At 70.2% G+C, this 25,996-nt stretch carries 22 protein-coding genes and 1 CRISPR repeat array; of the genes, 9 read left to right on the forward strand and 13 right to left on the reverse strand.

What is annotated here, in order from left to right; all coding sequences use genetic code 11:
- Positions 1-3: 3 nt before the first annotated feature.
- From P1K31_RS08085 to P1K31_RS08120, 8 genes are all read right to left on the reverse strand, one after another.
- Positions 4-390 (reverse strand): DUF8048 family protein, encoded by a 387-nt coding sequence (locus P1K31_RS08085; RefSeq protein ID WP_276302820.1) that lies wholly within the window; start codon positions 388-390, stop codon positions 4-6.
- Positions 391-470: 80 nt separating this feature from the next.
- Entirely contained in the window at positions 471-1,325 is an 855-nt protein-coding gene (locus tag P1K31_RS08090; RefSeq protein ID WP_276302821.1) for a UbiA family prenyltransferase, read from the reverse strand.
- A 53-nt stretch (positions 1,326-1,378) separates the two neighbouring features.
- Entirely contained in the window at positions 1,379-1,747 is a 369-nt protein-coding gene (locus tag P1K31_RS08095; protein WP_276302822.1) for a hypothetical protein, read from the reverse strand.
- Positions 1,748-1,942: 195 nt separating this feature from the next.
- The gene (locus P1K31_RS08100) at positions 1,943-2,326 is read right to left on the reverse strand and encodes a hypothetical protein (RefSeq protein WP_276302823.1); all 384 of its coding nucleotides are present in this window, start codon (positions 2,324-2,326) and stop codon (positions 1,943-1,945) included.
- Between the two features lie 45 nt (positions 2,327-2,371).
- Positions 2,372-3,493 (reverse strand): pyridoxal phosphate-dependent aminotransferase, encoded by a 1,122-nt coding sequence (locus P1K31_RS08105; protein WP_276302824.1) that lies wholly within the window; start codon positions 3,491-3,493, stop codon positions 2,372-2,374.
- A 45-nt stretch (positions 3,494-3,538) separates the two neighbouring features.
- Positions 3,539-4,702 carry a thiolase family protein gene (locus P1K31_RS08110; RefSeq protein ID WP_276302825.1) on the reverse strand — a complete coding sequence of 388 codons (1,164 nt, stop codon included), beginning with the start codon at positions 4,700-4,702 and terminating at the stop codon, positions 3,539-3,541.
- Positions 4,703-4,845: 143 nt separating this feature from the next.
- The gene (locus P1K31_RS08115) at positions 4,846-5,001 is read right to left on the reverse strand and encodes a hypothetical protein (protein ID WP_276302826.1); all 156 of its coding nucleotides are present in this window, start codon (positions 4,999-5,001) and stop codon (positions 4,846-4,848) included.
- A gap of 66 nt (positions 5,002-5,067) precedes the next feature.
- Complete coding sequence (locus tag P1K31_RS08120; protein ID WP_276302827.1) at positions 5,068-6,984, reverse strand: beta-CASP ribonuclease aCPSF1; 1,917 nt, start codon at positions 6,982-6,984, stop codon at positions 5,068-5,070.
- A 221-nt stretch (positions 6,985-7,205) separates the two neighbouring features.
- Between P1K31_RS08120 and P1K31_RS08125 the strand changes: the two genes are divergently transcribed.
- Positions 7,206-7,691, forward strand: a complete 486-nt coding sequence (locus P1K31_RS08125; protein ID WP_276302828.1) for a DUF7984 family protein — start codon at positions 7,206-7,208, stop codon at positions 7,689-7,691.
- Between the two features lie 6 nt (positions 7,692-7,697).
- On the opposite strand, the gene P1K31_RS08130 is transcribed toward P1K31_RS08125, so the two are convergent.
- Positions 7,698-8,672, reverse strand: a complete 975-nt coding sequence (locus P1K31_RS08130; protein WP_276302829.1) for an ornithine cyclodeaminase family protein — start codon at positions 8,670-8,672, stop codon at positions 7,698-7,700.
- A 165-nt stretch (positions 8,673-8,837) separates the two neighbouring features.
- Here P1K31_RS08130 and P1K31_RS08135 point away from each other — a divergent pair, with 165 nt between their 5' ends.
- From P1K31_RS08135 to P1K31_RS08145, 3 genes are all read left to right on the forward strand, one after another.
- Positions 8,838-9,986, forward strand: a complete 1,149-nt coding sequence (locus P1K31_RS08135) for an NAD(P)/FAD-dependent oxidoreductase (protein ID WP_276302830.1) — start codon at positions 8,838-8,840, stop codon at positions 9,984-9,986.
- A 120-nt stretch (positions 9,987-10,106) separates the two neighbouring features.
- On the forward strand, positions 10,107-10,790 hold the full coding sequence (locus P1K31_RS08140; protein ID WP_276302831.1) for an AzlC family ABC transporter permease: 684 nt from the start codon (positions 10,107-10,109) through the stop codon (positions 10,788-10,790).
- Complete coding sequence (locus tag P1K31_RS08145) at positions 10,787-11,110, forward strand: AzlD domain-containing protein (RefSeq protein ID WP_276302832.1); 324 nt, start codon at positions 10,787-10,789, stop codon at positions 11,108-11,110. Before P1K31_RS08140 ends, P1K31_RS08145 begins: the two co-directional genes overlap by 4 nt.
- Positions 11,111-11,292: 182 nt before the next feature.
- Here P1K31_RS08145 and P1K31_RS08150 read toward each other — a convergent pair whose 3' ends face one another.
- Positions 11,293-11,955: a hypothetical protein gene (locus tag P1K31_RS08150; protein ID WP_276302833.1), complete on the reverse strand. Its 663-nt coding sequence runs from the start codon at positions 11,953-11,955 to the stop codon at positions 11,293-11,295.
- Between the two features lie 225 nt (positions 11,956-12,180).
- Positions 12,181-13,122: a hypothetical protein gene (locus P1K31_RS08155; RefSeq protein WP_276302834.1), complete on the reverse strand. Its 942-nt coding sequence runs from the start codon at positions 13,120-13,122 to the stop codon at positions 12,181-12,183.
- Between the two features lie 192 nt (positions 13,123-13,314).
- Positions 13,315-13,870: a CRISPR direct-repeat array (repeat unit 30 nt; unit sequence CCTTCAACCCCACAAGGGTTCGTCTGAAAC).
- A gap of 166 nt (positions 13,871-14,036) precedes the next feature.
- Here P1K31_RS08155 and proS point away from each other — a divergent pair.
- The 5 genes from proS to P1K31_RS08180 all read left to right on the forward strand — a co-directional run bounded on the left by proS (position 14,037) and on the right by P1K31_RS08180 (position 23,332).
- Positions 14,037-15,491 (forward strand): proline--tRNA ligase, encoded by a 1,455-nt coding sequence (proS, locus tag P1K31_RS08160; RefSeq protein WP_276302835.1) that lies wholly within the window; start codon positions 14,037-14,039, stop codon positions 15,489-15,491.
- A 291-nt stretch (positions 15,492-15,782) separates the two neighbouring features.
- Positions 15,783-20,306, forward strand: a complete 4,524-nt coding sequence (gltB, locus tag P1K31_RS08165) for a glutamate synthase large subunit (RefSeq protein ID WP_276302836.1) — start codon at positions 15,783-15,785, stop codon at positions 20,304-20,306.
- A 150-nt stretch (positions 20,307-20,456) separates the two neighbouring features.
- Entirely contained in the window at positions 20,457-21,212 is a 756-nt protein-coding gene (locus P1K31_RS08170; RefSeq protein ID WP_276302837.1) for an MBL fold metallo-hydrolase, read from the forward strand.
- A gap of 47 nt (positions 21,213-21,259) precedes the next feature.
- Positions 21,260-22,237, forward strand: coding sequence for an NAD-dependent epimerase/dehydratase family protein (locus P1K31_RS08175; RefSeq protein WP_276302838.1), 978 nt, complete (start codon positions 21,260-21,262; stop codon positions 22,235-22,237).
- Between the two features lie 48 nt (positions 22,238-22,285).
- Complete coding sequence (locus P1K31_RS08180) at positions 22,286-23,332, forward strand: NAD(P)-dependent glycerol-1-phosphate dehydrogenase (RefSeq protein ID WP_276302839.1); 1,047 nt, start codon at positions 22,286-22,288, stop codon at positions 23,330-23,332.
- A 1-nt stretch (position 23,333) separates the two neighbouring features.
- Here P1K31_RS08180 and P1K31_RS08185 read toward each other — a convergent pair whose 3' ends face one another.
- Both P1K31_RS08185 and P1K31_RS08190 read right to left on the reverse strand, forming a co-directional pair.
- The gene (locus P1K31_RS08185; RefSeq protein ID WP_276302840.1) at positions 23,334-23,813 is read right to left on the reverse strand and encodes an NUDIX domain-containing protein; all 480 of its coding nucleotides are present in this window, start codon (positions 23,811-23,813) and stop codon (positions 23,334-23,336) included.
- A 199-nt stretch (positions 23,814-24,012) separates the two neighbouring features.
- Positions 24,013-25,911 carry a S9 family peptidase gene (locus P1K31_RS08190; protein WP_276302841.1) on the reverse strand — a complete coding sequence of 633 codons (1,899 nt, stop codon included), beginning with the start codon at positions 25,909-25,911 and terminating at the stop codon, positions 24,013-24,015.
- Positions 25,912-25,996 lie beyond the last annotated feature (85 nt).

Consider the following 25,996-nt stretch of genomic DNA (forward strand, 5'->3'; position numbering starts at 1 on the left):
CGATCAGACCATCTCCTCGGCGGTGTCGATCCCGACGACGATCGCCGTTCCCTCCTCTCCTTCGGCCCGGCGACCGGCGGTCGCGTCGTCGAGCAGCTTCTCCGCCTGCGCCTCGTGGGCGCGGGCGACCGCCGCGCGGAGGGAGGCGTCGAGGTCGAGGCGCGCCGCGAGGTCGTCCCACTCGGCGGGATCAGCGAGGTAGACGCGCGTCCCCTCGACGGTGGTGTACTCGTACTCGCGCTCGTAGGTCGAGTGTTCGTCGGTCAGCGCGGCGTCCACGACCGCGAGCGCGCCGGCGAGGTCGTCGGCGTCGGTTCCGCCCTCGGCGGCGACCCGCTCGCAGACCTCGGCGTCGATGGCCGTCGTCCCGGTGGGATCGGTGTCGGTCACGGCCTCGGCCTACTCGCGGAGCAGGTATCAAGGCTGGGGCCTCGCGGGGTACGGGCAGTTCGGAGGAACGCGCGACGTACTTACCCCAGCGGCCGGAACCACACCGCCGCGATGAGCAGCGCGAGGAAGACGTACGACCCCCGGATGAGCACCATCGTCGCAAGCGCGGAGTCCATCGGGCGGGCGAGGAGCGCGACCGCGCCGAACGCGGCCGCGGCGAGGACGCTGCTCGGCGGGAAGATCGGGGTGAACAGCGCGAGGAGGGCGACCGCGAGCATCCCGGCGACCATGAGCCCGTAGGCCGCCTCGCGGGCGCGGCGGCGGCCGAGGACGACCGCCACGGTGCGCTTGGAGATGGAGCGGTCGTAGTCGTAGTCCTTCGCGTCGTCGATCACCTTGATGCCCGAGAGGACGACCACGAACACGGCGGCGAAGGCGAGCACCGTGGGGGAGAGCGTCCGCGTCTGGACGTAGTAGCCCCCGAGGAGGGCGAGTCCGATGCCCGTCGGGTAGCCCGCCGTCGCCGAGACGGGGTGCATGTCGAGCTGCGGGGCGTGGAAGTAGCCGATGAGCCACCCCGGGAGGGTGAGGAGGGCGGCGATCGGGCCGACGAGGAGCCCGATGACGCCGAGGAGGACGAAGAAGCAGGCGGAGGCACCGGCGAGGGCGAGGCGACACCCGCGCTCGCTGAGCGGGTGGTCGTCGTCCTCCCCGCGGCCGTAGAAGTCCACGTAGCCGTCCTTCACGTGGGCGGTGTAGAGCCCAAAGAAGGCGGCCGCCAGGTGGAGCAGCGCGAGCGCGAGCGAGAAGTCGCGAGCGAGCACCGCCCCGAAGGCGCTCGCGGCCAGCGGCGGGAGCATGAACACGGGGTGGACCTGCGAGGCGAGCGCGCGGACGGCCGCGTCCACCCCCGAGCCGTGGCGTGCGATTGCCATAGAATAAGGTGGCGAAGCAACGACAAGAAACCTCGCCCGGCGGTCGGCGACGGTCAGCGACGGTCGGACGCGCTGACCGTCACCTCGATCGAGAGGCCGAGACCGGGCAGCCTGGCCGTCCGGGAGCTGGGACCGCCGGCGGCGAGGCGACGGCGGGCGACCCGGCGAAGCGCGAGCGCCGCGGCGGCGACCGCGACCAGCAGGAGCGCCCCGGGGAGGGGCGCGGCCGCCGCGACCAGCGCGAGCGGGACGACGGCGGCGAGCGCGAACGCCACCGCGAGCGCGCGGGCGTCGGCGGGGGTTCGGGGGTCGTATCGGGTCGATCGGTCCAGTCGCGAGGGCCGTCGGGCGGCCCGGCGGGACCGCCGCGACGGGCGATCGACCCGATCGGACTGTGCGTCGAAGGGTGACTGTCGGGCCATGTGTGTGCGAGTGCTGTCGCTCGAAGGCAGTGCGGACTCGGCAGAACGGGGCAGTCGTGCCGAGACGGGGGTCCCGACACGGGCGCGTCGGCGCGCCGATGTGGGACCGTCAGTCGTCGATCGGGAGTCCGGTCCTCATGGTATCACCGACGAGGACGGCCGCCGACAAAAGCGCGGAGGGTGCCGTGGGGCGCGTTACCGCGGTTCGTACCGCCAGTTCGACCGGTCGAAGACGGTGGCGGCGACGTGGGATGCGAGGTCGCGGGCGATCGCCTCGGAGGGGGCGTGGAGGTCGCCGGAGACGGGGCCGACCTCGCCGCCGATCCGCTCGACCTGGGAGGCGACGTCGACGCGCGGCTCCTGCCGTCGGAAGGCGTGCACGCGGTCGCGCAGGCGCTGGAGCACGTCCGGCTTGAGTTCGCGCCCGAGGTGCTGGAGGTCGTACCGGACGACGTAGCCCCGGGCGGCGTCGCGCACCGCGACGACCGGGAGGCCGCGCTCGGCGCAGCGCTCCCACACGCGGCGCTGTTCGGCGGCCGTCTCGTAGAGCGGCACGTGGTCGGGGGCGAGCGAGTCCACGCCCCCGATAGGGCGGGCGGCGAGTTACGGATTACGCCTGCGCCCTCAGCGCACGGCCGCGGTCGCCTCCCGCATCGCGTCGAGGGCCTCCTGGAGCGTTTCGACGCCAGCCGCGTAGGAGATTCGCGCGTACCCCGCCCCGTGTTCGCCGAACGCCTCGCCCGGAACGACGATGACGCCGCGGTCGATGACCGCCTCGACCCACCCGTCGGGGACCTCGGGCATCGCGTAGAACGCCCCCCGCGGGGTCGGCGTCCGGAGGCCCATGTCCTCGAGGCCGTCGAGGAGGACGTCGCGGCGCTCCTCGAAGGCGGCCACCATCTCCCCCACCACGCCCTGCGGGCCGGAGAGGGCGGCCTCGGCGGCGAACTGCGCCGGGGCGCTCGCGCAGGCCTGGGCGTACTGGTGGACGCGGAGCATGCGCTCGATCCGTCGTTCGCTCGCGGTCACCCAGCCGAGTCGCCAGCCGGTCATCGAGTAGGCCTTGGAGCAGGCGTTCACCACGACGACGTTGTCCGTCTCGGCGTACCGCATCGGCGACTGGTGCTCGCCCTCGAAGACGAGCCGCTCGTACACCTCGTCCGAGAGGCAGAGCACGTCGTGTTCGTCGGCGATGCGGGCGAACTCCCGCATGTCGGCCACCGACTGGACGGCCCCGGTCGGGTTGGCGGGCGAGTTGACGACGAACGCGGCGGTGTCGTCGGTGATCGCCTCCTCCACGGCGGCGGGATCCATCGTGAGGTCCTCGCGCAGCGGGATCGGCCGCGGCGTCCCGCCCGCGAGCAGGGTGAGCGCCTCGTAGGAGACGAACCCGGGATCGGGGTAGATCACCTCCCGCCCGTCCTCGACGTGCGCCTCAAGCGCGATGTGCAGGGCCTCGCTGCCGCCCGCCGTGGCGATGACGTTCCCGGGATCGGGCGCGAACCCGTTGTCCCGCTCGTGCTTCGCGCTGATCGCCTCGCGGAGCGCGAGAATGCCCTTGTTCGAGGTGTAGGCGTCGCTCGCGCCCGACTCGATGGCGTCGATGGCCGCCCGCTTCGCGTGGTCGGGCGTGGGGAAGTCCGGTTGGCCGAGGCCGAGGTTGATGGCGTCAGCCCCCGCCGCCTCGAATACCTCGCGGATCCCGCTGATGGAGATCCGCTCGACCCGCCGAGAGAACTCGGTCATACGCTACCTCCCGACGTGGGCGGCGATAACTCTTGGTGATCCGCACTAGCGGGAGAGCAGCATCGCGATCCCGCCGCCCCCGCCGATGCTCATGCCGACGACGCCGTAGTCCGCGTCGGCCTCGCGAAGTTCGTAGGCGATCGAGGTGGCGAGCATGCCGCCGCTCGCGCCGATGGGGTGGCCGAACGCGACCGCGCCGCCGCGCGTGTTCAGCCGGTCGCGGGGGATGCCCAGACGCTCTATCACGTACACCATCTGGGCGGCGAACGCCTCGTTGAGTTCGAACCGCGCGACGTCGTCCGCGGCGAGGTCGTTCGCCGCGAGCAACTCCTCGACGGCGTCGGCGACCGCGACGTTGAACCACTTCGGATCGCGGTAGGCGACGGCGTAGTCGACGACGCGCGCGAGCGGGTCGACGCCCAGGTCGTCCGCCGCGTCGGCGGTCGCGAGCGCCACGCACCCCGCGCCGTCGCTCAGCTTCGAGGCGTTTCCGGCCGTGATGGTCCCGTCCGACCCGAAGGCCGGGGGGAGCCCCGCCAGTCGCTCCATCGAGGTGTCCTCGCGCGGCCCTTCGTCGGTCTCGACGCGCTCGCCGCCCGCCTCGACGGGGACGACCTCGGCGTCGAAGCGACCGGCGCTGACGGCCTCGACCGCGCGCCGGTTGCTCTCCAGGGCGTACTCGTCCTGCGCCTCGCGGGGGATGCCCTCGCGCTCGACCAGCGCCTCCGTGAGTTCGCCCATGTGGGCGTCGTAGCTCTCGTCCCAGAGGGCGTCGCGGATCATCGAGTCCACCAGCGTGGCGTCGCCGTACCGCCGCCCCGTGCGGTAGTCGGGGAGGACGTACGGCGCGTTCGTCATCGACTCCATGCCGCCGGCGAGCGCGACCTCGGCGCGGCCGGCCTCGATGCGGTCGGCCGCGAGCGCGATAGCCCGCAGGCCGGAGCCGGAGGCCTCGTTGATCGTGGTCGCGGGCGTCCCGTCCGACAGCCGCGAGGCGACGACCGCCTGCCGCGCGGGCACCTGCCCGAGGCCGGCCTGGATCGCGCAGCCGAGGGCCACCCAGTCGACCGCGTCCGGGGCGACGGGCGTCCGGTCGAGGACCGCGTCGAGCGTCGCCGTGCCGAGTTCGATCGCCGAGTGAGACGAGAGCCCGCCGAGGAGCGAGCCGTGTGCGGTGCGCGCACCGTCGAGGAGAACGATGTCTGCCATCGACCGTCGGTACGGGCGCGAGCGCCATGCGCGTTCGCCCACCCGTCGGTCGCCGTGAGAGTCAGCCCGTCGGCGGTCGTCTCGGTGGTCGCCGGCGCGTCGACGCCGGCGCGGTCGAGGCCACCGGCGCGTCGGCGGCCGCGTCAGCCGTCGCCGTCGACGGTCTCGCGCAGGTCGTCGACGTACGTCTCCATCGCGCTCATCGCCGCGTCGGCGTCCATGTAGCCGTTGTCGTACTCGTGGATGATCTCGTCGGCCCGCCGGAGGAAGGTCCGCAGGGCGTCGTCGGTGTCAACCATGTTCCCCTCTCGGTCACGAACCCGTATCAATCCATCCGGGGGGCGCGGGGCGGAGGCGGACGGGGGTTACTTGAACCTGAACGTCTCGAGGTTCTTCGGCGCGAAGGTGCGCATGTTGAACTCGTGGTAGAGCGCCGAGGAGAGGTCCTGCACGCTGGACTCGTCGCCGTGGACGCAGAGCACCTTCTCGGGGCGGGGGTTCATCGTGCGCACGAAATTCATCAGGCCGTTGCGGTCCGCGTGCCCGGAGAAGCCGTCTACCGTCTCCACGTCGAGTTTCAACTGTAGCGTGTTCGCGCGGCCGCCGTAGCCGTTGATCGGGATCTCGTCCCAGCCGTTCTGGATGCGGCGACCGAGCGTCCCCTGGGCCTGGTAGCCGACGAAGACCATCGTCGACTTGGGGTCCGGGCCGACGTGTTCGAGCCAGGACATGATGGGGCCGCCAGTGACCATGCCGGAGGTCGAGAGGATGATGCACTGGTCGCCGTCGGCGATCTCCTGGCGCTCCTCCTCGCCGCCGTCGATGTGGTTGAAGTGCGGCGAGAGGAACGGGTTCTCGTCCTCGTGGAAGATGCGATCGCGCAGTTCGTCGCGGAGGTACTCGGGATAGGTCGTGTGGATGGCCGTCGCCTCCCAGATCATCCCGTCGAGGTGGACGGGCATCTCGGGGATCTTCCCCTTTCGCATCGCCTCCTCGATGACGAGCATGATCTCCTGGGAGCGCCCGACCGCGAACGCGGGGATGAGCACCTTCCCGCCCTCGTCGTAGATCCCGTTGATGACCTCGATGAGCTTCCGCTCGGAGTCCTCCTGGTCGGTCTGGTAGTCGTTGCGACCGCCGTAGGTGGACTCGAGGACGAGCGTCTCGACGCGGGGGAACTCGTTGACCGCGCCGTTGAACAGTCGGGTGTCCTTGTAGTGGATGTCGCCCGAGAACGCGACGTTGTAGAGGCCGTCGCCGATGTGGAAGTGGCTCACCGCGCTCCCGAGGATGTGCCCGGCGTTGTGGAACGTGAGCTTCACGTCCGGGGCGATGTCGGTCACGTCGCCGTACTCGAGGGGGATGGTGTGCTTGATCGCCTCGCGGACCATCTCGGACTGGTACGGCGGGGTGCGTCCCTCCTTCGCGGCGACGTCGAGGTAGTCGAGCGTCAGCAGCCCCATCAGGTCGCGGGTCGGCTCGGTGCAGTAGATCGGCCCGTCGTAGCCGTACTTGAACAGGAGCGGAACGAGCGCGGAGTGGTCGAGGTGGGCGTGGGTCAGGACGACCGCGTCGAGGGAGTTCGCGCCCGACCCGAGCGCCTCTGGCACCTGGAGGTACGGCACGTCGTCGGAGCCGGGCTTGTCGCCGCAGTCGACGAGGACGCGCGTCTCCGGCGTCGAGAGGATGAACGAGGCGCGACCGACCTCCCGGCAACAGCCGAGCGTCGAGATGCGCACCCACTCCTTGTCCGAGAGCTGCTTGCGGTGGATCTGCCGGCCCACCCGCTCGAGGATGTCGCGGCGCTCGTCGCGCTCCTGCTTCAGGAAGTTCCGCACGTTCGAGACCGTCGAGGACTCGATGGGCGGGGTGCGAACGACCTCCGGCGTCCAGCCGACCCGCTGGGTGATCTCCCGGAGGGTCGAGCCGTGCCGGCCGATGACCATCCCGGGCTTCTGGGCCTCGATGACTACCTCGCCGGTGTCGGCGTGGAAGTCGAGGTCGGTGACGCCCGCCTCCTCGGGGATGACCGAGCGGATCTGCTCCTCGGCGTCGGCGGGACGCGAGAGTACGTCGGGGTCCGGACGGACCGTGATGCGCTTTCGCAGCTTCCCTGCGAGCGTCCGGATCAGGTCACCGTTCCGCGCGAACCGCTTCGGATCGCGCGTGTAGATGACCAGCTCCGGTCCCTCGTAGGTGACATCGGAGATGGAAATGTCGCTCGGGACCTCTTCTGTGATCTCTGCTTTCAACGTGTCGAGTTGCTTCTCTACCGTGCTCATAGGTCACTCGAAGGGGCGGGGTTCCGGCGCACGTCGTCACTCGATTCGCCGGCGTTCGTCCGGCGAACGAGGGTCGGGACCAGTGTCGGAACGAAACAGTACGTCATGCTAGGCACTCGTGCCGCGGTAACGGCTCGGAAAACCCGCGTTACCTGCCCCTATACCCCCGTCATTATAAAAGCCTTCGCAAAGGACACGTCCGGTCGCGGTGAAGGGGGACCATGCACCTCGACCTGACTCCGGAACGCGTCCACGAGGAGTACGAATTCGTCCGCGACCGCCCCGTCGCCCCGCTCATCACCGAGGTGCGCCGATCGCTCGGCGAGGCGTTCGACACCGAGGTCGCGCCCGTCACCGAGGAGCAGTACCGCGAGGAGGTGGCGGTCGTCTTCGCCGACGGCGACCGCGCGGTGAACGTCGCGGCGCTCGTCGCCCTCCTCCGCGTGCTCGACGTGCCGGGGGACTACCCCGGCTTCGTCGTCGACGAGTTCCTCGGGCGCGAACTGGCCGCGACCATCGCCGGCGGTCAGCCGCTCGCGCTGCTCGCCGAGGCCACCTTCCACTACGCGGACGTCCACGTGCACGGCGAGGGTCGAGCGGGACTCGACGACCTCGACGCCGCGCTCGCCGCCGGCTTCCAGACCCGCCTGCCGGGGTGGCGGTGGACCGAGCGCGAGAGCCCCTTCGCCGTTCGGAGGCACGAGTAGTGTCGCTCAGAGCGGCACGGTCGTCCCCCGCCCGGCCTCGCGCGCCCGCTCGAGGACGTGCTCCGCGGCGGCCGCGTCGAGCACCGCCGACCCGACGCTCTCGACGACCAGGATCTCCTCCTCGCCCTGACGACCCGATTCGCCGGTCAGCACGGACGGGAACAGGACGAAGTCGGACGCGTCGAGGCCCGCGGCGCGCGCGTCGCCGGTCGCGGCCGCCTCCTCGGGAACGTCGGCGAAGACGCGCGCCGCGCGCTCGACCGTCCGCGGGTCGAGTTCCTGCATCTCACCGGTGTACGCGCCGACCGCGACGACGAGCGCCCCCGGCGCGAGCGCGTCGCCCGGGAAGACCGGCTCCGTCGCCGTCGTGGCCGTGACGACGACCGTCGCGTCCTCCACGGCGGCCGCGGGCGCGTCGACCGCCGCCACGTCGGTCGCGAGTTCCGCGCGCAGGTCGGCCGCGCAGCGTTCGCGGGACTCGCTCGGCGAGTAGATCCGGACGCGCTCGACGCCCGTCGCGGCGACGATCGCGCGGACCTGCCAGCGCGCCTGCGCGCCCGCCCCGAGGACGCCCAGACGCACGGGGCGGTTCGCGAGTTCGCGCGCGGCTAGCCCGCCGATACAGCCGGTTCGGGCGTTCGTGATGCGCGTTCCCGCCGCGAGCGCGGCGGGCCGGCCGGTGTCCGCGGCGGTGAGCGCGATCGCCGCGTTCACGGTCGGCAGGCCCCGTTCGGCGTTGCCCTCGTGGACTCCCACGAGCTTCGTCGCGTAGTGGGCCGCCCCGTGCACGTAGGCGGGCATCACCAGCCCCGTTCCGAGCGGTTCGGGACCGTCGAGGCCGGCCCCGACGTGGAAATGCGGGCGCTCGGGGCGCTCTACGGCCCCCTCGCCTTGCTTTCGGAAGGCGTCGGCGACGACCGGGAGGAGGTCGCCGAGGTCGAGGACGGCCGCCACGTCGTCGTCCGAGAGGACGCGTATCATGTCCCGAGTATCGAGGACCGGGGGTTAGCTCTTGGGGACGGCGGCCACCTTCACGTCCGCGCGGCGGCGCGCGGACACGTCGCGCCGGGCCACACCGCGCGGTGAACGGCGGGGCGCGCTCCGGCGGCGCGCCACGCTTATCGTCCGCCGTCGGAATCATCCCCCATGGACGCCGTAGTCGTCGGCGGCGGTATCGTCGGACTCGCGTCGGCCTACTACCTCGCCGAGCGGGGCGCGGAGGTCGTCGTCTGCGAGAAGGGGTCGCTCGGCGGCGGGAGCACGGAGCGCTCGGCCGGCGGCATCCGGGCGCAGTTCTCCACCCCGATCAACGTCGAGCTGTCGCTCGCGAGCATGGCGGTCTGGCGCACCTTCGAGGAGGAGTTCGACGCGGAACTGGCCTACCGGCGACCCGGCTACCTGTTTCTCGCCCGGGAGCCGGCGACCGCCGACGCGTTCCGCGAGCAGGTCGCGATGCAGAACGACCTCGGCGTCCCGAGCCGCGTGCTCGATCCCGACGACGCCCGCGAGCACTGTCCGGAACTCCGCGCCGAGTCGTTCCGGCTGGCGACGTACTCCCCGACCGACGGGTTCGCCGACCCGCACCTCGCGCTCCAGGGGTTCGCGCGCGCCGCGAGCGAGGCGGGGGCCGAGATCCGGACGAGGACCGCGGTGACGGCGGTCCGGCGCGACGGCGACGCGGTGACGGGCGCGGAGACCGACGCGGGACGGCTCGACGCCGACGTCGTGGTGAACGCCGCCGGCCCGTGGGCGCGCGAGGTCGCCGCGACGGCGGGCGTGGACCTGCCGGTTGCGCCGAGGCGTCGGCAGATGCTCGTCGTCGACCCCGAGACGGCCGTCCCCGAGTCGGTTCCGCTGACCATCGACCTCGACACGGGTGCCTACTTCCGGCCCGAGCGCGAGGGCGCGGCGCTCGTCGGCGGGCACTTCTCGGCCGACGATCCCGATCGGGACCCCGACGCGTACCGACGGTCGTTCGACCTCGACTGGGCGACGACCGCCGTCGAGCGGGCGGGCGACGCGGCGCGCTACTTCGGCCCGAAGACGCGCATCGGGCGCGGCTGGGCCGGCCTCTACGCCGTCACGCCCGATCATCACCCGATCGTCGAGGAGACGCTCCCGGGGCTCGTTAGCGCCGTCGGGTTCTCCGGTCACGGCTTCCAGCACGCGCCCGCGACGGGGCGGATCGTGGCCGAACTCGCGCTCGACGGCGAGGCGTCGCTCGTCGACGTCTCGGCGCTCGGGAGCGACCGATTCGAGCGAGCGGAGCTGATCGAGGAGCGGAACGTCGCGTAACGCGCGTGGCGCGCGTTCGACCGCCGGCGGCCGCGGACGACCGTTCGGACCGCGGGCCGAATCGACTCGGACGGCGGGCGAATCGAACGCGATTTACGCCCGATCCACCGATCCCGGGACATGACTGCTCGTCGGGCGTCGTTCCTCGCGGGAGTGCGAGCCGTCGCACCCATCACGGTCGGCATCGTGCCGTTCGGCCTGCTGGCGGGCGCGGCCGCGGTCGCGGTGGGCATCACCCCCATGCAGGCGCTCGGGATGTCGGTGTTCATCTTCGCGGGGGCCTCCCAGCTCGCGGCCATCGACCTCGTCGGGAACGGCGCGCCGGCGGCGGTGGTGATCGCGACGGTCCTGGTCGTCAACCTCCGGATGACGATGTACAGCGCCTCGATAGCGCCCTACTTCGATCGGGTGCGCACGCTCGCACGACTGCCGCTCGCCTACCTGCTGACAGACCAGGCGTACGCCCTGTCGGTGACGCGCTTCGGCGACGACGACCCCGCCTCGCGCCCGTGGTACTACCTCGGCACGGCGCTGCCGCTGTGGGTCGTCTGGCAGGCGTGTACCGTGATCGGTGTCGTCGCCGGGGCCGCCGTCCCCGCGTCCGTCCCCCTCGATTTCGCCGTACCGCTCACGTTCCTCGCGCTGCTCGTGCCCGCCGTCGAGGGACGGAGCACGGCCACGGCGGCCGCCGTCGGCGGAGGCGTCGCCGTGCTGGAGGCGGGGCTGCCGTTCAACCTCGGACTCATCGTCGGCGCGCTGTGCGGCGTCGCGGCGGGCATGCTCGCGGGGGCGATCGACGGATGACGGTCGCCGGTCTCGACCTCTGGCTCGTCATCCTCGCGGCGGGACTCGGGACGTTCGCCATCCGGCTGTCGTTCTTCCTCCTGTTCGAGCGGGTCGACACCGTCCCGCCGCGCGTCCGGTGGGCGCTGTCGTTCGTGCCCGCGGCGGTCCTCTCGGCACTCGTCGCGCCCGAGTTCGTCGCGCTCTCCCCGAGCGAGTTCTCGCCCGCCCGCCTGCTCGCGGGCGTGCTGGCGGCGCTCGTCGCCTGGCGCACCGAGAGCGTGCTGGCGACGATCGTCTCGGGACTCGCGGCGGTGATGGTGTTGCAGGCGGCGCTCTAGCTCCCGTACTCCGTCCTCACGAACGTGTCTCCCCGCCGGTCGATCTCCACGCCCCGACGTGCACGTCGTACTGCTCGAAGCCGCGGGCTTCGTAGAGAGGCGTCGGCCCCTCGCAGGGCCGGAGTCTACTGAAAAGATACCGACGCGTTCGTCACGTCGAGTCGGCGGGGGGCGGCCGGCCCCTACCGCTGTTCGACGTCGGCGTGCTCGCCGTCGCTCTCGAGGTCGAAGTCGTCGCTCTCCACCTCGAGGCGGTCGCCGTCCTGCTCGACGTCGGTGTCGCCGTCGTCGAACTCGAGGTCGCCGTCGCCGTCGTTCTCGAAGTCGAGGTCGTCGCCTTCGACTTCGAGGTCGCCGCCGCGCTCCTCGATCTCGTCGCTGTCGGTCTCGATGTCGACGTCGCCGTCGGCGTCGCCGCGGTCGAACTCGAGGTCGATGGGACCGTCCGCGCTCTCGAAGTCGAGGTCGCCGTCGCTGTCGCGCTCGTAGTCGAGATCGTCGTTCTCGACCTCAGTATCGTCGCCGTCCTGCTCGATCTCGCTGTCGCGGCTCTCGACGTCGACCTCGTCGCCCTGGTCCGCGGTCTCGTAGTCGAGGTCGTCCTCGGCGTTCTCGACCTCTACGTCGTTGCCGTCGTGCGCGATCTCGAAGCCGAGCCCTTCGATGTCGAGGCCGTCGTCGGTGCTTTCGAAGTCGAAGTCGTCGCTGTCACCTCCGTCCGTGGAGCCGCCGTTGCCGTTGTTACCGTCGCTCGAGTCGTCCTGCGCGCCGATCGCGCCGGCGAAGCTGACCACCACGGCCAGCGTAACGAGTACGACGACTACCGCGTTCACTGATTGTCTCATGTTCGAATGCCTCTGTAGCCCTACTGTTCGTGCGGGACAGTAGCACGATTGAACGGCGGCGGGCGAGAGTTACGGCCCTAACAGGATTGGTGAAGCGGGACCTAATCGCTCGGGTTCCGAACCCGACTGCGGCTCGTGAGTAACGCCGCGTCCGCAGTGGTCCAGAAATCGACGCGCTCGTCGCGTCCGTTCGGTGTTCGACGTTCGACGGAAGTCGAGGCGGGGTTAGTTGTCGCCGTCGACTTCCACGTCCTCGCCGTCGCTCTCGATGTCGAAGCCGTCGGTGCCCTCGACATCGAGGTGATCGTCGTTCTGCTCGATGCCGGTGTCGCCGTCGTCGAACTCGAGGTCGCCGTCGCCGTCGTTCTCGAAGTCGAGATCGTCGTTGGCGACCTCCAGTTCGTCGTCGTCCTGCTCGATGTCGTTCTCGTCGTCCTCGAACTCGACGTCGCCGTCGCCGTCACTTTCGAAGTCGACATCGTCGTCGTCAACCTCTAGGTCGTCGTCCTCCTCCTCGATGTCGAGGCCGTCGGCTTCGATGTCGACGTCGTCGTCATCGAACTCGAGGTCGATGGGACCCCTCGCGCTCTCGAAGTCGAGGTCGCCGTCGTCGTCGCGGTCGTAGTCCACGTCCGCGGTTTCGACCTCACTGCCGTCGTCGTGCTCGATCTCGAGGTCGTCGCTCTCGACGTCGACCTCGTCGCCGTCGTCGCTGGTTTCGAAGTCGAGGTCGTCGCTGGTTTCGAAGTCGAGGTCGTCGCTCTCGACCTCGGCGTCACCGTCGTCCTGCTCGATCTCGTGACCGTCGCTCTCGAGGTCGACCACGTCGCCGCCGTCGGACGTGTCGTACTCGAGGGTATCGTCGGCGCTCTCGACCTCGACGTCCTCACCGCCGTCGTCGTGGTCGATCTGTCGACCGTCACCCTCGATGTCTACGCCGTCGTCCGTCTCTTCCACGTCGATGCGATCCCCGTTGCCGTTGCCGTTCGCTCCGTCGCCGTTGCCGTTGCCGTTCGCTCCGTTGTCTCCGTTCCCGTTCGCTCCGTCGCCCGCGCTTCCGTCCGTGTCCTGGCCGGCCAGCGCGCCGATGGAGCCGAACACGACCCCTATCGCGACGAGAATCACTACCACGGAGACGAGCGTCCGTCTCGTGTCACTTCCCGACATGTTTGATTCGCCCCGCTCTCTACGAGAGATGTGTAGTTCTTGATCACACGCGGGCGAGTAGTAGCGACCTAAGCAGTTAGGGGAGATGGACCCTACGTAGTTAGGACAGCCGGGGAGTGGTCAGTTCGCCTCAACCCCTCAAGGTTCGTCTGAAACGTCGACGTAGACGTCGAGCGTCATGTCGGCGACCACGCTTCAACCCCACAAGGGTTCGTCTGAAACACGCCGGCCAGACGATCGACACCAGCGGATACATCCTTCAACCCCACAAGGGTTCGTCTGAAACCTGGGACGCTCTCGAAGGCGATCAAGAGCCGCAGACCTTCAACCCCACAAGGGTTCGTCTGAAACTGCCCGACACCGCGAAAGCCCGGCTCTTTTCGCGGGCCCTTCAACCCCACAAGGGTTCGTCTGAAACCTTCGAATGTTCACGTACTCGTCTTCGACGAGCTCGCCCTTCAACCCCACAAGGGTTCGTCTGAAACGAGTTGGTCGTCTCGTTCGCGAGGCTCATCATGTCGTCCTTCAACCCCACAAGGGTTCGTCTGAAACCGCGGTCCAAAGCATGGGCCACGTCTCCACCATCGACCTTCAACCCCACAAGGGTTCGTCTGAAACCCGCCCCTCGTAACTCACGTTCGCTTGGTACTGCCCTTCAACCCCACAAGGGTTCGTCTGAAACGCCACCCCGACCGCCGGATGTGCTGGCGCGAGTTCCCCTTCAACCCCACAAGGGTTCGTCTGAAACCATGCCCCATTCGGGGGCACACGGCCACTCAGTCGGGTGTCTCGCACTTATCGTTTCCGTCGACCTCCGGTTCCCCCTCGACCCCCCGGGGGTCGACGACGTTCGGGCGCGTGAGGCCGTGCCAGCATCACGTCGGACTTAAGCCCGCCCTGCGACACCTACCGGTATGAGCGGCGAACAGGAACTCGGCATCACCGAGTCCAAAGCGCACAACCCCGGCGACTGGTACGCCGAGGTCGTCCGGAAGGCCGGCCTCGCGGACTACGCGCCGATGGGCGGCTTCATCGTCACCCGACCCCGCGGGTACGCCCTCTGGGAGGGACTGCAGTCGCACCTCGACGGCTGGTTCAAGGAGACCGGCGTGCAGAACGCCTACTTCCCCCTGTTCATCCCCGAGAGCTACCTCGAACGCGAGAAGGACATCGTCGAGGGGTTCGACCCCGAGGTGGCGTGGGTCACCCACGGCGGGTACGACGAACTCGAAGAGCGCCTGGCGGTCCGACCCACGAGCGAGTCGATCATCACGCCGTTCATGGCGCAGTGGATCCGCAGCCACCGCGACCTCCCCATGCGGCTGAACCAGTGGTGCTCGGTCGTGCGCTGGGAGGCGACCGACACGAAGCCGTTCTTCCGCACGAAGGAGTTCCTCTGGCAGGAGGGCCACACCGCCCACCGCGACGGCGAGGAGGCGTGGGAGGAGACGATCCGCCGCCTCGACCAGTACGAACGTCTCTACACCGACGTGCTCGCCATCCCCGCGCTCCGCGGGAAGAAGCCGGACCATGACAAGTTCCCCGGCGCGGACACGACGACGACGCTGGAGGCGCTGATGCCCGACGGCAAGTCCGTCCAGTCGTGCACGAGCCACTACCTCGGGACGTCGTTCGCGGAGGCCTACGACGTCACCTACGCCGACGAGGACGAGGAGGAACAACTGGCCCACACCACCTCGTGGGGGCTCTCCTGGCGCGCGCTGGGAGCGCTCATCATGACCCACTCCGACGACCAGGGACTCGTCCTGCCGCCCACGATCGCCCCCGAGCAGGTCGTGATCGTTCCGATCTGGCAGGAGGACACCCGCGAGGCGGTCCTCGAGTACTGCGGTGACCTGCGAGACGAACTCGACGGGGCGGGGGTCCGCGTCCACCTGGACGACCGTGACGAGCGCAACCCCGGCTTCAAGTTCAACGAGTGGGAGTTAAAGGGCGTCCCCCTCCGGATCGAGGTCGGTCCCAACGAGGTCGAGGACGGGGAGGTGACGCTCGTCCACCGCCCCGACGGCGAGTCCGAGGCGGCCGACCGGAGCGACCTCGTCGAGGCGGTCGAGGGCGCGCTCGACACCGTCTACGCGAAGCTCTACGCCGCCGCCGAGGAGAACCTTGAGTCGAACGTCCGGGAGGCCGACAGTCGAAACGAGATCCTCGGCACGATCGGCCGACACGGCGGGTACGTGAAGACGGGCTGGTGCGGCGAGGAGGCCTGCGAAGCCGAGATCAAGGAGCAGATCGCCGCCGAGATCGTGATGGTGCCGATGGACGAGGACGAGCCCCCGATCCACGACACCTGCGGCGTCTGCGGCGAGGGCGCGGAGACGACGGCCTACTTCGCGAAGTCCTACTGAGCGAGGGCCGGTCGAACCGGGCAGAGCGGCGAGGGGAGATCGGAGGCCGCGTCGGGGCGAAAGGCGGATCGGCCGGCCGCCCGGCGACGCGACCCCTCGCGACGAACGTCACTTCGAGACGGCGTTCCGAATTGTTTTGTTTGCATTATTTCCACCCTCCCCGGTAGATTATCCCCCACTACCCCAGTCTTTTACCACACCCGCCCGCCTGTAATATGTCTTAATATAGCATAAACAGTAGGATAGCCCCTTGAGCAGAACTCTCATGGGGTACGATAGCCGTGATGGAGTATGGCCAGACATCACAAAGGGAGCTTTGCGGGCGGAGCCGGACTCGCAAGGCCGGACGACGCCCGCGCAAGTTGCGGGGTGGGGCTCGTCATGGACCTCGACGGCGGGCGCTCCCGCCGGATCGTATCGGACGGGCTCGATCTCCTTCGAAACCTCGAACACCGCGGAACGACCGGCGCGGAGGAGAACACCGGCGACGGTGCGGGTATCATGCTGCAGGTGCCGGACGAGTTCTTCCGATCCGAGGTCGATTTCGACCTCCCGGACCCCTACGCGATCGGGTCCGTCTTCCTGCCCCGAGACGAATCGAAGCAGGGCGAACTGAAGGCGCTCGTCGCTGAGGTGCTGGCCGAACACGACCTCGAGGTGCTCGGCTGGCGCGACGTCCCGACCGACAACGCCGACCTCGGAAAGACCGCGCTCGATTCGGAGCCCGACGTCTGGCAGGTGTTCGTGGGACCGACCGACGCTCCCGACGCGGCGGCGTTCGACCGCCGGCTCTACGTCGGTCGCCGCGCCGTCGAGAAGAGCGTCGAGAACCGCGACGTCCCCGGTCGAGAGCGCTTCTACGTCTGCTCGCTCGACCGCACCCGCCTCGTCTACAAGGGCCTGCTCACCGCGGAGCAACTCTCGGAGTACTACCCCGACCTCCGCGACGAGCGCTTCCGCTCCACGTTCTCGCTCGTCCACGCGCGCTTCTCGACGAACACCCTCGGCGCGTGGCACCTCGCTCACCCCTACCGAACCATCGTCCACAACGGCGAGTTCAACACCATTCAGGGGAACATCAACTGGATGCGCGCGAGGGAGAACGACCTCGCACACCCGGATTTCGGGGAGGAGATCGACACGATCCGACCAGTCATCGACGACCCCGAGCAGTCCGACACGGCGAGCGTGGACAACGCGGTCGAACTGCTCCTGCAGGGCGGGCGCGACCTCCCCCACGTCCTCCGGATGCTCATCCCCGAGGCGTGGCGTGACCCCGAGACGGGCGTCAGCGAGGGGCGCCGTGAGTGGTACGACTTCCACGCCTCGCTCGTCGAGCCGTGGGACGGCCCCGCGCTCGTGGCGGCCACCGACGGCGAGCGCGTCGGGGCGGTGCTCGACCGCAACGGCCTCCGTCCGTGTCGCTACGACGTACTGCACGACGACACGCTCGTGATGGCGAGCGAGGTCGGCGCGCTCGATCACGACCCGAGCGAGATCCGCGAGCGGGGACGCCTCCAGCCCGGTCAGCTCTTCCTCGCCGACCCCACCGAGGGGCGGGTCATCCCCGACGAGGAGGTGTTCGAGCGCCTCACCGACGAGAAGTACGGCGAGTGGGTCCGCGAGGGGCAGGTCCGCCTCCTCGACCTCGACGACGAGCCGAGCCTCGGCGAGCGCGTCGACGGTCTGCGCGCCCACCAGGCGCTCTACGGCTACACCTACGACGAACTCGACCACCTCATCGAGCCGATGGCGACCGACGGGAAGGACCCCGTCGGCTCGATGGGCGACGACACGCCGCTCACGGTCCTCTCGGATTACAACCGGCCGCTCGACTCGTACTTCAAACAGCTGTTCGCGCAGGTGACGAACCCGCCGCTCGACTACATCCGGGAGGAGCTGGTCACGTCGATGGAGTGTCGCCTCGGGAATCAGCGCAACCTCCTCGCGGAGTCGCCGGAGCACGCCCGCCAGCTCGTGCTCGACTCGCCGTTCCTCACGGACGCCCAGACCGCGGCGATCAAGGAACTGGACGGGCGGGTCCCCTCGACCGTCGTCGACATCACCTTCGATCCCGACGAGACGCTCGCCGAGGCGGTCGAGCGCGTCCGCGACGAGGCCGAGCGCGCCGTCGACGAGTACGACGTGCTCGTCCTCTCGGATCGCGCGGCGAGCCCGGAGCGCCTGCCCATCCCGAGCCTGCTCGCCGTCGGTGCGGTCCACCACCACCTCGTCCGCACGGGGCTGCGCAACCGCGTCGGCCTCGTCGTCGAGTCCGGCGACCCGCGCACCGTCCACCAGATGGCGACGCTCGTCGGCTACGGCGCGGGCGCGATCAACCCCTACCTCGCCCACCAGACCATCGAGGACACGGTCGCCGGTCCCGACGGTGCCGACCTCGACGAGGCGCTCGCCGCCTACCGGAAGGCGCTCGAGGACGGGCTGCTGAAGACGATGGCGAAGATGGGTATCTCGACGGTCGAGAGCTACCGAGGCGCGCAGATCTTCGAGGCGGTCGGCCTCGACTCCGGCTTCGTCGCCGAGTACTTCGAGGGCACCACCGCGCGCACGGGCGGCGTCGACGTCGAGGACCTGGAGGCGGACCTGCGCGGTCGCCACGCCGCCGCCTTCGGCGACGACCCCGAACTCGAACGCCAGGGCGAGTTCGAGAACCGCAAGACCGGCATCCACCACGAGTGGAACCCGCAGACGGTCGGCACGCTCCAGCAGGCGGTCAGGCAGGGCGACTACGAGCGCTACCAGGAGTTCGCCGAGCTCAGCAACGACCAGAACGAGCGCCTCCAGACGCTGCGCGGGCTCCTCGAACTGGAGTCCGACCGCGATCCGGTCCCCATCGAGGAGGTCGAGCCGATCCACGAGATCGTCCGGCGCTTCTCGACGGCCGCGATGAGCCTCGGGAGCCTCTCGCCGGAGGCCCACGAGAACAACGCCATCGCCATGAACCGCATCGGCGGGAAGTCGAACACCGGCGAGGGCGGCGAACCGCCCGAGCGCTTCGGCACGGAGAAGGAGTGCAACGTGAAACAGGTCGCCTCCGGCCGGTTCGGCGTCACGTCGAACTACCTCACGCACGCCGACGAGCTGCAGATCAAGATGGCCCAGGGCTCGAAGCCCGGCGAGGGCGGGCAGCTCCCCGGCAAGAAGGTGAACGAGATGATCGCCCACGTCCGCTGCTCGACGCCCGGCGTGGGGCTGATCTCGCCGCCGCCGCTGCACGACATCTACTCCATCGAGGACCTGAAGCAGCTGATCCACGACCTGAAGACGGCGAACCCCGAGGCCGACGTGAACGTGAAGCTCGTCTCCGAGGCGGGCATCGGCACCATCGCGGCCGGCGTGGCGAAGGCGAAGGCTGACGCCGTCCACGTCTCCGGTCACTCCGGCGGGACCGGCGCGTCCCCGAAGACCTCGATCAAGAACGCGGGGCTGCCGTGGGAGCTCGGCCTCGCGGAGGCGAACCAGATGCTCAGGCACACCGGCCTGCGCTCGCGCATCCGCGTGACCGTCGACGGCGGGCTCAAGACCGGCCGCGACGTGGCCGTGGCCGCCCTCCTCGGGGCCGAGGAGTACGTCTTCGGCACCGCCCCGCTCGTCACCTCCGGCTGCGTGATGGCCCGGCAGTGTCACAACAACACCTGCCCGGTGGGCGTCGCCACGCAGGACGAGGACCTCCGGTCGCGCTTCCCGGGGCAGCCCGATCACGTCGTCAACTACATGACGTTCATCGCTCAGGAGCTGCGCGAGCTGATGGCCGAACTCGGCTTCCGCACCGTCGAGGAGATGGTCGGCCGCGCCGACTGCCTGCGCCAGCGCGAGGACGTGACCCACCCGCGGGCGAGGAAGCTCGACCTCGGCGCGATGCTCGTCCAGCCCTCGGGCGACGGGCGGACCAAGACGACCGAACAGGCCCACGAGGTCGACGAGGCGCTCGACCACCGCCTGATCGCGGGGGCCGCGCCCGCGCTCGACCGGGAGGAGCCCGTCCACGTCACGAGCGAGATACGCAACACCGACCGCGCGGTCGGCGCGATGCTCTCCCACCACGTCTCGACGCGCTACGGCGAGGCGGGGCTGCCCGACGACACGATCGCCCTCGACCTCGAGGGGGTCGCGGGCCAGAGCTTCGGGGCGTTCCTCGCGCGCGGCGTGACGCTCCACCTCACGGGCATCGCCAACGACTACGTCGGCAAGGGCCTCTCGGGCGGCACGCTCGTCGTCGAGACGCCCCCCGATGCGGGCTACGAACCCGACGAGAACGTCCTCGTGGGTAACGTCGCGCTCTACGGCGCGACCGACGGCGAGGCGTACATCAACGGCGTTGCGGGCGAGCGCTTCGCCGTCCGCAACTCCGGCGTGAAGGCCGTCGTCGAGGGCTGTGGCGACCACGGCTGCGAGTACATGACCGGCGGGGTCGTCGCCGTCCTCGGCGAGACCGGACGGAACTTCGCCGCGGGGATGAGCGGCGGCGTCGCCTACGTCTTCGACGAAGCGGGCGACTTCGAGTCGAAGGCGAACACGGGCATGGTGGCGCTCGAGCGCGACCTCGACGAGCGCGACCGCCGGATGCTCCGCCGCCTCGTGGAGAACCACTACGATCACACCGACTCGGACCGCGCCGCGGAACTCCTCGACGACTGGGAGGAGGCGCTCTCCTCGGTGGTGAAGGTGCTCCCCGACGCCTACGCCGCGGTCATCGCCGAGGAGGAGCGCTGGGACGTCCGCACGGAGCTCCCCGAGAGCGCCACCCCCGTCGCGGCGCAGGCGGACGCGGCGCTGCGCGGCGGGGCGGACTGATAGGGAGTATCGTACTACTCCATCGATTCGCTCCGTGAGAATCGATGCCCCGACCAGTCGGGTCTCACCGTGCCTCCGGCCGGCTACGATACTCTCTAGGGGTCGGAGACCGATCCGAACCGATTTCCCGCTCCCGCGCGATCCACGAGCATGGCGACCCAGGACCTCTCGGTCCGGCTGATCCGACACGCGACGCTGCTGGTCGAGGTAGGCGGGACGACCGTCCTCGTCGATCCGATGCTGGGCGAGGCGGGCGCGAACCCGCCGATCCCGAACTCGCCGAACGACCGCCGCAACCCGCTCGTGGACCTCCCCGACGTCGATCTCTCCGCGGACGCCGTCCTGGTGACGCACCTCCACCGGGATCACCTCGACGACCCGGCGAGGGACCGGCTACCGGACGACCGACCCGTGTTCTGCCAGCCGGAGGACGTGGACGAACTCACGGAGGCGGGGTTCACCGACATCCGCACGGTCGACGACGCCCGCGTGTTCGGCGGCCTCGAGGTGATCCGGACGCCCGCCCGTCACGGCCGCGGCGACCTCGCCGAGCGGATGGGACCCGTCTCGGGGTTCCTCCTGCGCGCCGAGGGCGGTCGGAGCGTCTACCTCGCCGGCGACACCGTCTGGTACGAGGGGGTCCGCGAGACCCTGGAGCGGTACGACCCGGACGTCGTGGTCGTGAACGCCGGCGCGGCGCAGTTCGTCGAGGGCGACCCGATCACGATGACCGCCGAGGACGTGATCGCCGTCCGCGAGCACGCCGACGCGCCCGTCGTCGCCGTCCACATGGAGGCCATCAACCACTGTCCCCTCTCTCGCGCCGACCTCCGGGCGGCGGTCGACGAGGCGGGCGTCGGCGACCGGGTGTACGTCCCGGCCGACGGCGAGCGCCTCGACCTCTGAGCGGCGGGGATCGCCACACGTTTGCCCCGTCCGCCGAAGCCAGCGTCATGGACACCGCACTGATCGTCGGCGGGACGCGCTTCATCGGCCGGCACGCCGTCGAGGAGTTCCTCGACGCCGGCTACGAGGTGACGATCTTCACCCGCGGGAACCGCGAGAACCCGTTCGCCGACCGCGAGGGGGTCGAGCACGTCGAGGGCGACCGGACGAACGACTCCGCGCTCGCGCTCGCCCGCGAGCGGGCTGACCCCGACGTCGTGATCGACTGCGTCGCCTACCACCCCAGGGACGTGCGCGCCGCGACCGAGGTCTTCGCCGACTGCGGGGCCTACGTCTACGTCTCCTCGGGGGCGGCCTACGGGCGGGAGGTCGTCCCCAAGCGCGAGGGTGAGACGCCGCTGCACGACTGCACGCCCGAGCAGGCGGCCGACGACTCGATGGACACCTACGGCCCCCGGAAGGCCGAGGGCGACCGCGCCGTCTTGGCCGCCGCCGAGCGCGGCGTCCGCGCGACGAGCGTCCGCCCGCCGGTCGTCTACGGCCCCCACGACTACACCGAGCGTTTCGACTACTGGATCGACCGCGTCCTGAACCACGACCGGGTGATCGTTCCGTACACCTCCCTCAGGCACCTCGCGTACGTCGGGGACGTGGCGAGCGCCCTGCGCACCGTCGCCGAGGCGGGCGAGGCGGGCGCGGCGTACAACGTCGGCGATCACACGCTCCCGACCCTCCCCGAGTGGGTCGACCTGCTGGCCGCGGAGGCGGGCCGCGAGGTCGAGGTCGTCCGCGCCGGCCCCCGCGAACTGTCGGCGGGCGGCGTCGAGCCGGCGGACTTCCCGCTGTACCGCGGGTACCCGCACGTCCTCGACACCCACCGGCTGGAGGCGCTCGGCTGGGAGGCGACCCCGCTCGCGGAGACGGTCGCGGCGACCGTCGAGGCCCACCCCGACGGCGCGGGGCGCGAGGCGGGGCCCGACCGCGAGGCCGAGGAGCGCGTGCTCGGCGTGCTGGAGACGTTCTAACGCCCCCGACAAACAAACCGTTATGACGCGCGACAGACACCGGACTGTATGTTCGACAAACTCGCGTGGATTCGCCTGCCGCGCAACGTGGTCGTCGGCCACGGCGTCATCGACGAGACGGCCGCGGCCATCGACGAGGTACACCTCGGCGGGACGCCGCTGATCGTCACCAGCCCGACGCCCCGGCGGATCGCCGGCGAGCGCGTCGCCGAACAGTTCGAGGCGAGCGTCACCGTCACCGTCGAGACGGCCAGCTTCGCCGCCGTCGAGCGCGTCATCGAGGCCGCCCGCGCCGAGGAGGTCGACTTCCTCGTGGGCGTCGGCGGCGGGAAGGCCATCGACATCGCGAAGATGGCCTCCGACGAGCTGGGGATGGGCTTCGTCAGCGTGCCGACGGCGGCGAGCCACGACGGCATCGTCTCCGGGCGGGGGTCGGTCCCGGAGGGCGACACCCGCCACAGCGTCGCCGCGGAGCCGCCGCTCGCGGTCGTCGCAGACACCGAGATCATCGCCGACGCCCCCTGGCGGCTCACCACGGCGGGCTGCGCCGACATCATCTCCAACTACACGGCGGTCCGCGACTGGGAGCTCGCCCACCGGCTGAAGAACGTCGAGTACTCGGAGTACGCCGGGGCGCTCTCGCAGATGACCGCGGAGATGCTCGTCGGCAACGCCGACTCGATCAAGCCCGGACTGGAGGAGTCGGCCTGGATCGTCGTGAAGGCGCTCGTCTCCTCCGGCGTCGCCATGTCGATCGCCGGCTCCTCGCGGCCCGCGAGCGGCGCGGAGCACCTCATCTCCCACCAGCTCGACCGCATCGCGCCCGGCGCGGCGCTGCACGGCCACCAGGTCGGCGTCGCGAGCGTCGTTACCGAGTACCTCCACTCGGGGTCGGCGGGGCGCTGGCGGAACGTCCGCGACGCGCTCGCGGACATCGGCGCGCCGACCACGGCGGACGAGCTGGGGATCACCGCCGAGGACTTCGTCGAGGCGATGACGACCGCCCACGAGATCCGCGACCGCTACACGATCCTCGGCGACGGCGTGAGCCGCGAGGCGGCCGTCGAGGCCGCGACGGTGACGGGCGTCATCTAGGCTAGATCGCGGAGATCGAGCGCGGGGGACGGGAACGCCACGCGCAGTTGGACTCGGGCTCGCCGCCGACGTAGCGACCGGAGAAGAGCGCCGAGAGCCGGTAGAGCGAGTCCCGGTCGGGGTTCGTCGCGTCGGTCAGACAGACGATCGTGACGCCGAGCAGGTCGTCGAGCGCGGCATCGATGCCGGTTCGCTCGCGCAGCGAACGGCGCGCGCCCGACTCGATGGTCTCGTCGCGGCGGACGAGACCGTAGGGGTCGGTCCAGCCGTCGCCCGCTTCGCGGACCGCGAGTACCTCGTCGGTGGCGTTCCGGACGCGGACGGCGGCGTCGACGACCCCCGCGCTCGCGAGCGAGGCCATCCTGTCGTACACCTCGGCGCGGACGCTGAGGGTCGTCTGCCGGACCGTGAATCCGCTGTACGAACCGTCGAGCACCCGGAGATAATCGGAGACGCGCTCGTGGGTGTCGCTCACGGACATCGACCGATCGTTTCACATCGCCGTACATAAATCCGAATGACCTTCCAGCGCCACAGACGGTGTTAAATCAGCGTTTTATCGACCGGTGGACAACGTATATTCCATTCGTTACATGTATGGTTAATTAACACAGTGGGACGGGGTGGGCGGCCGCGTCGAGCGAAAAGGTCGCCTTACGGGCGACGAAACAGTTAGGCGCTCAGACGTGTTCGTCGAGGAACGCGACGATGCGCGAGTAGGCCTCGATCCGGTTCTCGAGTTTGGCGACGCCGTGGCCCTCGTCCTCGAAGATCAGCGTCTCGACCGGCACGCCCTGCTCGCGGGCGGCCTCCGCGACCTGTTCGGCCTCGCCGACGGGGACCCGCGGGTCGTTCGCGCCGTGGAGGACGAACAGCGGTGCGCGGATCGCGTCGACGGTGTTGACGGGGCTGATCGACTCGAGGAACTCGCGGTCGTCCTCGAGCGAGCCGTACTCGGCCTCGCGGAGTTCCCGCCGCCACGACCCGGTGTTCTCGAGGAACGTGACGAAGTTGGCGATGCCGACGATGTCCACGCCCGCCGCCCAGAGGTCGGGGTACTCGGTGAGCGCGGCGAGCACCATGAACCCGCCGTAGGAGCCGCCGAAGGCGACGATCCGGTCGGGATCCACGACCGGCTGACGCGAGAGCCACTCGACGCCCGCGCGGACGTCGGCGACGCTGTCCATGCGCCGCTCCACGTCGTCGAGGTGCGCGTAGGCCGTCCCGTAGCCGGTCGAGCCACGGACGTTCGGCTCGAAGACGGCGTAACCACGCCGGAGGAAGTACTGCTTCAGCGCGTAGAACGACGGGCGGCGCTGGCTCTCGGGGCCGCCGTGGATGTCCACGACGACGGGCACGCCGTCGCCCACCGCGCCGTCGCGCTCGTTGGCCGCCCACGGGACGGAGAAGAACGCGGGGATCTCCAGGCCGTCGAAGCTCTCGTAGCGAACGAGTTCGGGTTCGACGAACGACTCACGGGGGACCCCCGCGGTCGAGGCGCGCGTCCACCGCTCGCGCTCGCCGGAGGTGACGTCGACCACGTGGACGTTCGCGTTCTCGACGCTCCCGGTGACGGTGAGCGAGAACGAGCGCGCGCCCTCGTCGAAGCTGACCCCGCCCGCGACGCCCGGCGGGAGATCGAGCGTCCGCCCGCCCCGGAAGGTCGCCCCGTCGAGGTCGCCGACGGTCAACTCGGTGTAGCCGTCGACGTTGCGCGAGTAGATCGCCCGCCCCGTGTCGTGATCGAGGGCGACGCCGTCGACGTTCCACTCGTCGTCCTCGACGACCGGTTCGAGCGCGCCGTCGAGGCCGACGCGCGCGAGGTACAGCAGGTCCGAGTCGCGGTCGGTGACGACGTAGATCCCCCTTCCGTCGGGTGCCCACGTCGCGCTCAGGAAGCGGACGGTCCCCTCGTGGGGCGTGAGGTGGGTCAGGTCGCCCGAGGGGAGATCGAGCGCGTAGACGTCCTGGTCGAACGAGGAGTAGGCCTCGGTGACGATCAGCGCCGAGTCGTCCGGCGAGAACCCCTCGACGGTGAGCCAGCCGTCGCCCTCGTGGACGAGTTCGGCCTCGTCGCCTCGCTCGTCGCGGCCCTGGACGTACACGTCGAAGGCGGCCTCGTCCCGGCGGTTCGAGGCGAACGCGAATCGCTCGCCGTCGTGGCTCCAGCCGCCCCAGCGGTGTTTCGCGCGAGCATCGCTCGGGCGGGGCTCGCTGCGGCCCGAGGTGCCGCCGCGGTGTTTCGCGCGAGCATCGCTCTCCGAGATGTCGAACGGGAGGGTCAGTCCCGCGATCGGGTCGGCGGTCGGGTCGGGATCGAGGTCGAGCAGGTACAGTTGCATCCGCTCGTCGCCGCCCTCGTCCATGCCGAAGACGGCCTCCTCGCGGGTCGGGGAGCAGGAGACGAACGAGACGGCCTCGTCGTAGAAGGTTCGCTGTTCGGGCCACGCCTCGGGTTCCGAGAGCGTCCACACCTGCGGGACGCCGGTCGTGTCCATGAGGAAGGCGAGCGTGCCCGACGGGGAGAGCGACCCACCGTAGGCGCTCCGGATGTTGAGGTAGCGCTCGATGTCGCGCATGGGGTGAGTGTGGGCGGGGGGCGAGATAGCCCTTCGGGGGTGACAGGAGACTCGCCCGCACGCCGACGCGGTCAGCGTTATCCGC

It is taken from the genome of Halomarina halobia (assembly GCF_029338575.1).
Lineage (GTDB): Archaea > Halobacteriota > Halobacteria > Halobacteriales > Haloarculaceae > Halomarina > Halomarina halobia.

What these genes read in the sequence shown, in the direction of transcription:
- P1K31_RS08170 (WP_276302837.1), top strand. Translation starts at nt 20,457, where the DNA reads ATGGCGACCCAGGACCTCTCGGTCCGGCTGATCCGACACGCGACGCTG.
- gltB (WP_276302836.1), top strand. Translation starts at nt 15,783, where the DNA reads ATGGCCAGACATCACAAAGGGAGCTTTGCGGGCGGAGCCGGACTCGCA.
- P1K31_RS08140 (WP_276302831.1), top strand. Translation starts at nt 10,107, where the DNA reads ATGACTGCTCGTCGGGCGTCGTTCCTCGCGGGAGTGCGAGCCGTCGCA.
- P1K31_RS08190 (WP_276302841.1), bottom strand. Translation starts at nt 25,911, where the DNA reads ATGCGCGACATCGAGCGCTACCTCAACATCCGGAGCGCCTACGGTGGG.
- P1K31_RS08125 (WP_276302828.1), top strand. Translation starts at nt 7,206, where the DNA reads ATGCACCTCGACCTGACTCCGGAACGCGTCCACGAGGAGTACGAATTC.
- P1K31_RS08120 (WP_276302827.1), bottom strand. Translation starts at nt 6,984, where the DNA reads ATGAGCACGGTAGAGAAGCAACTCGACACGTTGAAAGCAGAGATCACA.
- P1K31_RS08175 (WP_276302838.1), top strand. Translation starts at nt 21,260, where the DNA reads ATGGACACCGCACTGATCGTCGGCGGGACGCGCTTCATCGGCCGGCAC.
- P1K31_RS08095 (WP_276302822.1), bottom strand. Translation starts at nt 1,747, where the DNA reads ATGGCCCGACAGTCACCCTTCGACGCACAGTCCGATCGGGTCGATCGC.
- P1K31_RS08185 (WP_276302840.1), bottom strand. Translation starts at nt 23,813, where the DNA reads ATGTCCGTGAGCGACACCCACGAGCGCGTCTCCGATTATCTCCGGGTG.
- P1K31_RS08115 (WP_276302826.1), bottom strand. Translation starts at nt 5,001, where the DNA reads ATGGTTGACACCGACGACGCCCTGCGGACCTTCCTCCGGCGGGCCGAC.
- P1K31_RS08180 (WP_276302839.1), top strand. Translation starts at nt 22,286, where the DNA reads ATGTTCGACAAACTCGCGTGGATTCGCCTGCCGCGCAACGTGGTCGTC.
- P1K31_RS08145 (WP_276302832.1), top strand. Translation starts at nt 10,787, where the DNA reads ATGACGGTCGCCGGTCTCGACCTCTGGCTCGTCATCCTCGCGGCGGGA.
- P1K31_RS08110 (WP_276302825.1), bottom strand. Translation starts at nt 4,702, where the DNA reads ATGGCAGACATCGTTCTCCTCGACGGTGCGCGCACCGCACACGGCTCG.
- P1K31_RS08135 (WP_276302830.1), top strand. Translation starts at nt 8,838, where the DNA reads ATGGACGCCGTAGTCGTCGGCGGCGGTATCGTCGGACTCGCGTCGGCC.
- proS (WP_276302835.1), top strand. Translation starts at nt 14,037, where the DNA reads ATGAGCGGCGAACAGGAACTCGGCATCACCGAGTCCAAAGCGCACAAC.
- P1K31_RS08130 (WP_276302829.1), bottom strand. Translation starts at nt 8,672, where the DNA reads ATGATACGCGTCCTCTCGGACGACGACGTGGCGGCCGTCCTCGACCTC.
- P1K31_RS08155 (WP_276302834.1), bottom strand. Translation starts at nt 13,122, where the DNA reads ATGTCGGGAAGTGACACGAGACGGACGCTCGTCTCCGTGGTAGTGATT.
- P1K31_RS08090 (WP_276302821.1), bottom strand. Translation starts at nt 1,325, where the DNA reads ATGGCAATCGCACGCCACGGCTCGGGGGTGGACGCGGCCGTCCGCGCG.
- P1K31_RS08105 (WP_276302824.1), bottom strand. Translation starts at nt 3,493, where the DNA reads ATGACCGAGTTCTCTCGGCGGGTCGAGCGGATCTCCATCAGCGGGATC.
- P1K31_RS08150 (WP_276302833.1), bottom strand. Translation starts at nt 11,955, where the DNA reads ATGAGACAATCAGTGAACGCGGTAGTCGTCGTACTCGTTACGCTGGCC.